Consider the following 9,137-nt stretch of genomic DNA (forward strand, 5'->3'; position numbering starts at 1 on the left):
ATGATGATCCAACGACACTGGAATCTGGGTAGCAAACTGCTGATGGTGGGGGCACCTTTTTTGCTGTTGATCTTCATGGCAACCGTCGCCACGCTTTGGGTTTCCTGGCAATTGGATGGTGGCGCCGCGGCTGTCAACGAAGCCGGGCGCATGCGCATGCAGTCTTACCGCATGTCGCTGTCCATTGGCACCCGTGAAACCAGCCAACTCCCCGAACAAATCGCCGAATTCAACCGCAGCCTGAGCACCCTCAGGCAAGGCGACCCTGACCGTCCGCTGTTTGTGCCATGGGACACGGACACCAACCAGCGCTTTGCCATGATCGAGAGCAATTGGGCGGCGTACCAGTCGCGCTGGATCCAGAGTCAGCCCGCCATTTTTAGTGACTTGCGTGGTGACACCGTCACTTTTGCCGACAACATTGACCAGTTCGTCAACAGCATTGAAGTCCATATTGCCCAATGGACTGCGCTACTGCACCTGTTGCAAATGAGCTTGCTGGCTTCGGTGGTGGTGGGGGCTACGGTATTGCTTTATACCGGCTACCTGTTTGTGCTGGAGCCGGTGGGTCAACTGAAACAAGCCATTGAAAAAATACAGCAGGGAAATTTTGATGCGCGGGTGGAGCGTGTCTCCAGCGATGAATTTGGCACCCTGGCCGACGGCTTCAACGGCATGGCCGAGCATTTGCAGTCAATGTACAAAAACCTGGAAGCCAAAGTGGCTGAAAAAACTGTTTTGCTCAAAGAAAAATCGGATCGGCTGGAGAGCCTGTACGAGGTCACGGCACTGGTCTCCAAAGCCACCTCGCTGGACGAATTGGCGCAAGACTTCATCAAGAGCCTGGCCAAGATCTCCCATGCCGACGGAGTCGCGCTGCGCTGGTCCAACCAGGGAGGCCAACGCCATCTGATGCTGGCAGCCCACGGCCTGCCGGCTGCCATGATCGATGGCGAGCAATGCCTTAACACCGGCGATTGCTACTGCGGTTCAACTTCACAGGATTCCGACTTTCGCATCATTCCAATCCGTGATGAATCCAGTGCGCCACTCGAGCATTGTCGCAAAGCCGGGTTCGAAACTGTCATCACCTTGCCGGTGCGCCTGCACCAGCACCTGATGGGCGAGGTCGATCTGTTTTTCCACGCCCGGATCAGCCCCACGCCCGCCGAGCGCTCGCTGCTGGAAGCGCTGAGCAGCCACCTGGCCAGCGGTATGGAAAACCTGCGCCTTAATGCCCTGGAAAAAGAAGCGGCCGTGTCACAAGAGCGCCACCTGTTGGCGCGTGAGTTGCATGATTCGATCGCCCAGTCGCTGGCTTTCCTGAAAATCCAGGTGCAGCTGATGCGCGATGCCATCAAGACCTGCAACGAGTCCGAGATTGCCAAAATTCTGGAAGAAATCGACGCGGGTGTGCGTGAAAGTTATGGCGACGTGCGTGAACTGCTGCTGCACTTCAGAACCCGAACCAATACCGAAGACATTGAACCCGCGCTGGCCACCACCTTGCAGAAATTTGAACATCAAAGCGGAATCAAAACCACCTTGACGATGCAAGGGCAGGGTCTGCCGCTGGCCCCGGATGTTCAGATACAGGTACTGCACATTGTGCAGGAAGCACTGTCCAACGTGCGCAAGCACGCCCATGCATCTCAAGCCTGGCTGGATGTACAACAACAACCCACCTGGCGCTTTGAAGTACGTGACGACGGTATTGGCTTTAAACCCGACACGGATCAATTTGATGAAACCCATGTCGGCATGCGCATCATGAGCGAGCGAGCACAACGCATTGGCGCGCAAATCGACATCCTGTCAACCCTCTCGCGTGGCAGCTCGGTCATATTGACCCTGACACCGCCGTCTCACCCGAGCACCACCAACGAGGCTCGCATTGACAGCAGATCAGCCAGTCCAGCGAGCACACCTGTTTGAACATGTCAACGCCACCTATCGACAACACCCCCATCCGCATTTTGGTCGTCGACGACCATACCCTGTTTCGCCGCGGTCTGACCGCCCTGCTCTCACGCGACGCCAGCCTGCTGGTGGTTGGAGATGCCGCAGATGCCGGTCAGGCCTTGCGCAAAGCCCAGGAACTGCGCCCCGACGTGATCCTGCTTGACAACCACTTGCCAGGTGTCAACGGCGTGGATGCCCTGCCCTCGTTACTGGAGGTGGTGCCCGGCGCATGCATTTTGATGCTGACCGTGAGCGAAGACGAAAACGACTTGGCCGCTGCCCTGCATGGCGGTGCCAGCGGCTATTTACTCAAAAACATGGAAGGCGACGACCTGACAGCGGCAGTGCACCGGGCCGCCCAGGGCGACAGCATCATCGCGCCCGAAATGATGGGTAAGCTGATCTCGGCCTACAAAAACACCACCGTTAGAACGGGGTCGGTCCCGGTTGCCACGGCCCCGCCCCCATCTGTCAAAAACAGCACCCCCACAACGCAAGCCATGGCCAGCCTGTCACCGCGTGAATTTGACATCCTGCGCGGTATCGCGCGTGGCGCCAGCAACAAGGAAATCGCTCGCGAGAACGGCATTGTCGAAACCACCGTCAAAATTCACGTGCAACACATCCTGCGCAAATTGGGTGTGAGTTCACGGGTACACGCCGCCGTGATAGCCACGGAGCAGGGTTTGCTTTAAACAGGTCACGGGTATAACTCAAACAGATGTGCCCGGCAAACCAGGGATCAATTGCAGACGCCGTGTTTTTGGTATATCGCCAAAGCTGTCAACCGGCGCCACCAAATCAGCCAGCGTGATGCCATCCAAAACCGCCAGAAAACTCTGCGTCGCCTGATTCAACACACCTTTGAGTCGGCAGTTCTGGTTGATCCGGCACTGGTTCAGTGCCGGATCAAAGCACTCGACCAAGGAGAAATCGGTCTCGGTGGCGCGCACGACAGTACCCAGGAAAAGGTCTTTGGCGGGTACAGCCAAGCGCATGCCACCGCCTCGTCCACGGGTGGTTTCCAGCCAGCCGCGGGCGGCGAGTTGCTGCACAATTTTGGTCAGGTGACTGCGCGAAATACCATGATTCTCAGCAATCTCGGTGATCGTTACTGGCTTGGTGCGATCCAGGCAGGCAGCGCAATACATCAAAACACGCAGGGTGTAGTCGGTCCATTGGGTGAGGCGCATAGGTCAGCCCTGGGTAAAATAAAGATTCATACAATGTGTCTATTATCAGGATAAAATAACATTCATACAATATTCTTCTTAAAAAATCCACCCATGCCAAGGCCAAAACATGCCGACACCGTGCAGAAGTAATGCAAAAACCTGCCACCTCCAAAATCATCCCGATCCAGCCAATCCCGCTTGATACAGGTACGGGCAGCGTCTTTTCCTTGAACGACAAGCCTGGCAAAATTTACCCACGCACGGTAAGCGGGTTCTTTACCCGCTTGCGCTGGGTCATGGTCTGGGTTACCCAACTGGTTTTTTACGGCATCCCCTGGCTGCAGTGGAACGAGCGGCAGGCGGTTTTGTTCGATCTGGCCGGCAGCCGGTTTTTTATTTTTGGTCTTGTGCTGCCTCCGCAGGACCTGATCTACCTGGCTGTTTTGCTGGTGCTGGCGGCCCTGACGCTTTTTTTCTTTACCGCGGTGGCGGGCCGGCTCTGGTGTGGTTATGCCTGCCCGCAAACGGTTTATACCGAGATTTTTTTGTGGCTGGAACACATCACCGAAGGCGATCGTCTGGCCCGCATGCGTCTCGATGCGGCCCCCTGGCGCATTGAAAAAATAGTCCGCAAGAGCGCCAAGCAGGCCCTGTGGATCGGCCTGGGTTTGTTCACCGGGTTTACCTTCGTCGGCTATTTCACGCCCATTCAGGACCTGGTGCATGAACTCCTGGCACTGACGTTTTCGCCCTGGGAATGGTTCTGGGTTCTGTTCTACGGCCTGGCCACCTACGGCAACGCCGGGTATTTGCGGGAGCAAATCTGCAAGCAGATGTGTCCCTATGCCCGCATTCAAAGCGCCCTGACCGACATGGACACGATGGTCATAGCCTACGATGCCGGACGCGGTGAAGCCAGGGGCTCACGCGCGCGCACTGCCGACCCCAAGGCGCTGGGTTTGGGTGACTGCATTGACTGCACGCTGTGCGTGCAGGTGTGCCCGACCGGCATCGATATTCGCAACGGGTTGCAAAACGAATGTATTGCCTGCGCCGCCTGCATCGACGTCTGCGACGAAGTCATGCTCAAAATGAACTACCCCACCGGCTTGATCCGTTATTCGTCGGGCAAGGGTATTGCTGACAAGTTGACACCCCGGCAGATGCTGAAACGGGTCTGGCGTCCGCGCGTGTGGTTTTACAGCCTGCTTTTTCTACTGGTCGCGTCGATCTTTGTTGGCGGCCTGTCCACGCGCAAGGGCTTTGCGGTGGATGTCATCAAGGACCGCGGCACCATGGCCCGCGAGCTTGGCAATGGCGACATTGAGAACATCTACCGCTTGAAAGTCATGAACACCACCGAACGCACACAAACCTATACCGCCAGCGTGCAGGGCCTGCCGGGATTGACGCTGGCCACCGACCCGGAGTTGCAGGTAGCTGCCACGGGCATCGGGTCGCTCACCATCCGCCTGACCCTGGCGGCTGACACCGCGCAGGCTTACCGGGGCAAAGTCAGCCCGATCAATTTCAGGGTTGAAGCCCGGAACCAGGGCAAGCTTGTGGCGGTAGAGGAAAAATCCACATTTGTCATTCCGCGCTAAACCAAGAATCAAAGTCTGACATGGCCAAAAAATTCCCCATCCATCCCGCCAACCCGGAGCGCATCTGCTGGGGTTGCGACCAGTTTTGCGCCATCAATGCCATGGCCTGCGCCAACGAGCGTTCACCGCATCCGTCCGAATTGTTTGGCGAAGACTGGCTGGCCTGGGGTGAACAGCAACTCGCACCGGCCAGCGTGCCAGCAGACCCAACCATAGCCCCCAAAAATCACACAAGAAAGTTAGCATGACAGAACTTGCATCGAACAAAGCATCTGCGCCGCCCGTACCGCATGGCATGCCATGGTTACGACTGGCTTTTCGCCCGTTTTATCTCGGCGCGGCTTGGCTAGCCGCCTTGATCGTGCCACTCTGGGTGGCGGTCTTTCTCGGTGCCGTCAGTTGGCAGCCCGCGCCATCGCCCTTGCTCTGGCATGCCCATGAAATGCTGTTTGGCTTTGCCATTGCGGTCATCGTGGGTTTTCTGTTGACCGCAGGCAAAACCTGGACCGGTTTGGCGACCCCGCGCGGCCCCACTTTGGGTTTTTTGATCTTGTTGTGGCTGAGCGCACGCGTGGCCTCGCTGCTTGCCCCCTATGCGGTTTTTGCGGTGTTGGACCTGGCGCTGTTGCCCATCGTCGGCCTCATTTTTCTGCGTTTGCTGATCCGCTCACGCAATTGGCGCAACGTACCGCTGGCGCTCATTTTGCTGTTGCTGACGCTGGTCAACCTGACCTTCCATTTATCGGCCAATGGCTTGATCGAGCTGGACCCGATGCGCAGTTTGTATGCCGCTTTAGGTTTTGTGGTCATCATTGAATGCGTGATGGCTGGGCGCGTCGTGCCTTTCTTCACCACCAGCGCCCTGCCGAACATCAAAATCGTCACCCTGCCCTGGCTGGATCGCACAGCGCTGGCGGCCACCGTGATGGGCATGACGCTGTGGGTGACCGGCTGGCACAGCGGGCTGGCCAGCGCCAGCCTGGCGCTGGCCTTTGCGCTGAACCTGGTTCGTCAGTGGCGCTGGCATCCGCTGGCCACTCGTGGCCGCCCGATTTTGTGGATTTTGCACGCGGCCCACCTTTGGCTGATTCTGGGTTTGGGCTTACTCGCGTTGGCGCAAATGGGACTGATCACCGCCTCACTTGGGGTGCATGCGCTGGGCGTAGGCGCCACGGGTGGCTTGATCCTTGGCATGATGACACGCACCGCCCGGGGCCACACCGGCCGACCCTTGACGGCAGATGCGCCCGAGATTGCGATCTATGCGCTAATCATGATCGCGGCGCTGCTGCGGGTGCTATTGCCCTTGCTGCTCCCTTCGCTTTACGTCACTGGCTTGGTCGCATCAGCTGCCGCCTGGACCGCCGCATTCCTGATCTATCTGTGGCAATACACGCCCTGGCTGGTCAGCACAAGGCCCGATGGCAAGGACGGTTAAACGGTTGCCGCCCGGTCCGCGGGCATCAGTGCAAACCAAGCCAGTAGGCCAGCAAAATCATGCTGGTGACAAAAACCAGCCAGCCAATCAGCAGATTGCGCCATAACACCGGGGCATGGCGCAAAGCCATAAAGTCGATGATGACAGCCACGCCCTTGAAAAACGAAAAGCCAAAGATGAGGAACACCGGCGCCATGCTGGCGTGAGCCAACTGACCGGACTCACCCAGCCAATAGGTGAAACCGGTAGCGGTCAGCAACAGCAGCCAGAGGGTATTGGTCGAACATTTGAACATGCTGGTTTGGCCTCAGCGCATCACGTAAATCAATGGGAACAGCACGATCCACAGCAAATCCACCATGTGCCAAAAGGCAGCGCCCGTCTCCAGGGCATGGTGATTGTGCTTTCCGTAGCGCCCGGCACCGGTCTTGACCAGCAGGATCGTCAAAAAGACCATGGCCGCCAAAACATGGAAAAAGTGGAACCCGGTCAACAAGATGTAGAACATGTAAAAGGTGTTGGTTGACAAATCGATGCCCGCCTGCGCCTTGTCAGAAAACTCCATCACCTTGATGAACACAAAACCACTGCCGCAGGCCAGCGCCGCCAGCAGCCAACGGGTACCAGCCGCCGACGCGTCCTGCTTGACGGCCTGCACGGCGCGCACCACACACCAACTGCCGGTAATCAACAAGACCGTGTTGATGGCACCAAAATTCAAATCGAGTGTGCGTTGCGACGCGTTGAACAGCGCCACATCAAAAGTGCGTGCAAACGCATAAGACAGGAAAAGAATAGCAAATGCCAGCAGCTCCGCCAGAATGATGAGCCAGACGGCCAGATCGCCCGCCAGATGGCGTGTGTCAGCCGCATGGACGGGTAGCCGGGATAAAACGCTTGGCGTCACCGCTTGAGTTCCGAACGCTTGTGCTCAAGCTTGGCCCAATCATCGGCATCGGGCAACCCCGCCTTGGTTTTCGTGATGGGTTTCCATTGGGGCGCCAGTTCAGCATTGAGGGCGATGAAATCCTGCTGGCTGGCGGGCACGTCTTCCTCGGCATAAATGGCATTGACCGGGCACTCTGGGACACACACGGCGCAATCAATGCAGTCGTCAGGATCAATCACCAAAAAATTAGCGCCCTCGCGGAAAGCATCCACTGGGCACACATCGACACAGTCGGTGTATTTGCAACGGATGCAGGATTCGGTCACGACAAAGGTCACGGTTGTTCTCCTATGGTTTGTTGATTCAAAAAACAGGACGCACGGTGTTTGCCACAGGCCTGGGCTCACACGGCCCGGAGCTCAAACACGGCATCATCAAAACCATGCACCAGCAACAGTTGCTCGACACGCGCTTGCCAAAGCTGGCCAAATTCGAGCCGCTGCGCCGCTGTGGCGGTGCCTGACAGGCAGGCTTGCATCAAAGGCATGGTCCGGGGATCGGAACGAACCCTTTGCACATGGGCCTGTGCCAGCACGGCTTGGCCGGTATCGGTGCGCGTGAAGCAAATTTCAGACGCAATATCAACACCCAAGTGCATCAGGCCACGGCGCACAAAACGCCCACCGATGCCGGCAAAACCGCCGCTGCTCGCAGCGCCAGTCAGTTGACCCAGGACGTTGGCCACCACACCTGTGGTGCCTGACTCCAGCGGCTGTCTCAAATCGACAGCGATGCTGCCGCGCTGTGGCACCGCATCGGGATAGAGGTGTTGCAGGGCGCGTACGCCGAGCCAATAGGCTGACGCCACCGTCGGACACGAATGGCCTGCCAGCTTGACGGCATCGGTATAGCCGTAGCGCACCAGTCCACCTTCAGCAGCACCCAAAAAATCAGCCAAGGGATCGATCAGGGTAATGTCTGGAATTCGTTTGAAAAATGCGGGGGATTCCATAGGTGTTACCTTAAAAACAGAAGTCCAAAGACTAAATATTCATTTTACATGAATCTAATAAAGTCACTGAAAAAATGGTTTCTTCACTGTCAACACTTGCCTCGCCAACAGAGGGGTTCACCGACGTGACAGCGTGGCCCAAGCTTGCGTCAATTGCCTCACCAGGTCTTGCGGTTGGCGCACCATGGCGTAACCGTTCTGGCCAAACAGCATGGGCAGATAGTCGTGCGCTTTTTCGTCGATGGTGACGCAAAACGGAATCAGCCCCGCAGCGTGTGCCTCGCGCACCGCCTGGCGCGTGTCTTCCAGACCGTAGCGGCCTTCGTAAACGTCCAGGTCGTTGGGCTTGCCATCGGTGAGCAGCATCAGCAAGCGCTTGCGCTCGGGGCGCTCCGACAATTGCCCGGTGGCGTGGCGAATGGCTGCGCCCATGCGGGTGTAATAACCGGGTTTGACGGCGCCAACGCGGGCACGGCTGGCATCGCTCCAGGATTCATCAAAGGTTTTGAGGTGCTGCATGCGCACATGCTGCCTGCGCACCGAGCTGAAGCCCCAGATGGCAAACGGATCACCGGCGGCGTGCAACGCCTCACCAAACACAAACAACGCGTCGCGGATCACATCGATGACACGCGCCTGGGGTGTGGCGTAGGCGTCGGTGGACAAGGACAGGTCGGCCAGCAACAGGGTCGCCAGACTGCGGTCAAGCCGGGCCCGGCGCGTGTAGATCGGTGGAGTGTCGCTGCAAGGCGTGGCAGCGTCCAGCTGGTCGGCATGAAAACGCACCCAGGCGTCCAGGTCCAGATCATCACCGCTGTCCTGGCCATGCACGGCGCGTGGCGCATCGCGCAGGGTTTCCAGGCGGCGGCGCAGCCGTCTGGCCGTCAGACGCAGCGCCACTGAAGGGGTGAATGGTGCGCAATGCTGTGCTTGCATCACCTGCACCAGGCAATGGTCGGGCTGCAGCACAGCGCGCCGATAGTCCCATTCGGGAAATTTCATGCCCTCGCCCAAAGGTATGTCGTCAGCGCTGCTGCTGGGCAAATCCAGGTCGAAT

Annotated in this window: 11 protein-coding genes; 5 read left to right on the forward strand and 6 right to left on the reverse strand. The window is 57.9% G+C overall.

Translation table 11 applies throughout. From position 1 onward, the window contains the following. Entirely contained in the window at positions 1–1,935 is a 1,935-nt protein-coding gene (locus NDI87_RS05810; protein ID WP_296273861.1) for a type IV pili methyl-accepting chemotaxis transducer N-terminal domain-containing protein, read from the forward strand. A gap of 2 nt (positions 1,936–1,937) precedes the next feature. Continuing rightward, complete coding sequence (locus NDI87_RS05815; protein WP_296273862.1) at positions 1,938–2,657, forward strand: response regulator; 720 nt, start codon at positions 1,938–1,940, stop codon at positions 2,655–2,657. A gap of 18 nt (positions 2,658–2,675) precedes the next feature. On the opposite strand, the gene NDI87_RS05820 is transcribed toward NDI87_RS05815, so the two are convergent. Then, complete coding sequence (locus NDI87_RS05820; RefSeq protein ID WP_296273863.1) at positions 2,676–3,155, reverse strand: Rrf2 family transcriptional regulator; 480 nt, start codon at positions 3,153–3,155, stop codon at positions 2,676–2,678. Positions 3,156–3,286: 131 nt separating this feature from the next. Here NDI87_RS05820 and ccoG point away from each other — a divergent pair, with 131 nt between their 5' ends. Genes ccoG through NDI87_RS05835 form a run of 3 tightly spaced genes read left to right on the forward strand, consistent with a single transcriptional unit; the run spans position 3,287 to position 6,179 of the window. After that, positions 3,287–4,741, forward strand: coding sequence for a cytochrome c oxidase accessory protein CcoG (gene ccoG / locus NDI87_RS05825; RefSeq protein WP_296273864.1), 1,455 nt, complete (start codon positions 3,287–3,289; stop codon positions 4,739–4,741). 20 nt (positions 4,742–4,761) lie between these two features. Then, entirely contained in the window at positions 4,762–4,989 is a 228-nt protein-coding gene (locus NDI87_RS05830) for a DUF3079 domain-containing protein (protein WP_296273865.1), read from the forward strand. Positions 4,990–5,036: 47 nt separating this feature from the next. Further along, complete coding sequence (locus NDI87_RS05835; RefSeq protein WP_296273866.1) at positions 5,037–6,179, forward strand: NnrS family protein; 1,143 nt, start codon at positions 5,037–5,039, stop codon at positions 6,177–6,179. Between the two features lie 25 nt (positions 6,180–6,204). Here the strand turns inward: NDI87_RS05835 and NDI87_RS05840 are convergent, their stop codons facing one another. The 5 genes from NDI87_RS05840 to NDI87_RS05860 form a co-directional block, all read right to left on the reverse strand. Continuing rightward, the gene (locus NDI87_RS05840; protein ID WP_296273867.1) at positions 6,205–6,474 is read right to left on the reverse strand and encodes a cytochrome C oxidase subunit IV family protein; all 270 of its coding nucleotides are present in this window, start codon (positions 6,472–6,474) and stop codon (positions 6,205–6,207) included. A 12-nt stretch (positions 6,475–6,486) separates the two neighbouring features. Continuing rightward, positions 6,487–7,086 carry a cytochrome c oxidase subunit 3 family protein gene (locus NDI87_RS05845; protein WP_296273868.1) on the reverse strand — a complete coding sequence of 200 codons (600 nt, stop codon included), beginning with the start codon at positions 7,084–7,086 and terminating at the stop codon, positions 6,487–6,489. Beyond that, positions 7,083–7,406 carry a ferredoxin FdxA gene (gene fdxA, locus NDI87_RS05850; protein ID WP_296273869.1) on the reverse strand — a complete coding sequence of 108 codons (324 nt, stop codon included), beginning with the start codon at positions 7,404–7,406 and terminating at the stop codon, positions 7,083–7,085. Before fdxA ends, NDI87_RS05845 begins: the two co-directional genes overlap by 4 nt. Positions 7,407–7,471: 65 nt before the next feature. Next, positions 7,472–8,080: a hypothetical protein gene (locus NDI87_RS05855; RefSeq protein ID WP_296273870.1), complete on the reverse strand. Its 609-nt coding sequence runs from the start codon at positions 8,078–8,080 to the stop codon at positions 7,472–7,474. Positions 8,081–8,197: 117 nt separating this feature from the next. Then, positions 8,198–9,137, reverse strand: a 940-nt coding sequence (locus tag NDI87_RS05860) for a VWA domain-containing protein (RefSeq protein WP_296273871.1), incomplete at its 5' end; no start/stop codon positions are given.

The sequence above is a fragment of the Rhodoferax sp. genome, from assembly GCF_023701345.1.
GTDB lineage: Bacteria > Pseudomonadota > Gammaproteobacteria > Burkholderiales > Burkholderiaceae_C > Rhodoferax.

Bases quoted from the DNA above. Each gene is read 5' to 3' on its own strand.
- NDI87_RS05830 (WP_296273865.1), top strand. From the start codon at position 4,762: ATGGCCAAAAAATTCCCCATCCATCCCGCCAACCCGGAGCGCATCTGC.
- NDI87_RS05840 (WP_296273867.1), bottom strand. From the start codon at position 6,474: ATGTTCAAATGTTCGACCAATACCCTCTGGCTGCTGTTGCTGACCGCT.
- NDI87_RS05820 (WP_296273863.1), bottom strand. From the start codon at position 3,155: ATGCGCCTCACCCAATGGACCGACTACACCCTGCGTGTTTTGATGTAT.
- ccoG (WP_296273864.1), top strand. From the start codon at position 3,287: ATGCAAAAACCTGCCACCTCCAAAATCATCCCGATCCAGCCAATCCCG.
- NDI87_RS05815 (WP_296273862.1), top strand. From the start codon at position 1,938: ATGTCAACGCCACCTATCGACAACACCCCCATCCGCATTTTGGTCGTC.
- NDI87_RS05810 (WP_296273861.1), top strand. From the start codon at position 1: ATGATGATCCAACGACACTGGAATCTGGGTAGCAAACTGCTGATGGTG.
- NDI87_RS05835 (WP_296273866.1), top strand. From the start codon at position 5,037: ATGCCATGGTTACGACTGGCTTTTCGCCCGTTTTATCTCGGCGCGGCT.
- NDI87_RS05855 (WP_296273870.1), bottom strand. From the start codon at position 8,080: ATGGAATCCCCCGCATTTTTCAAACGAATTCCAGACATTACCCTGATC.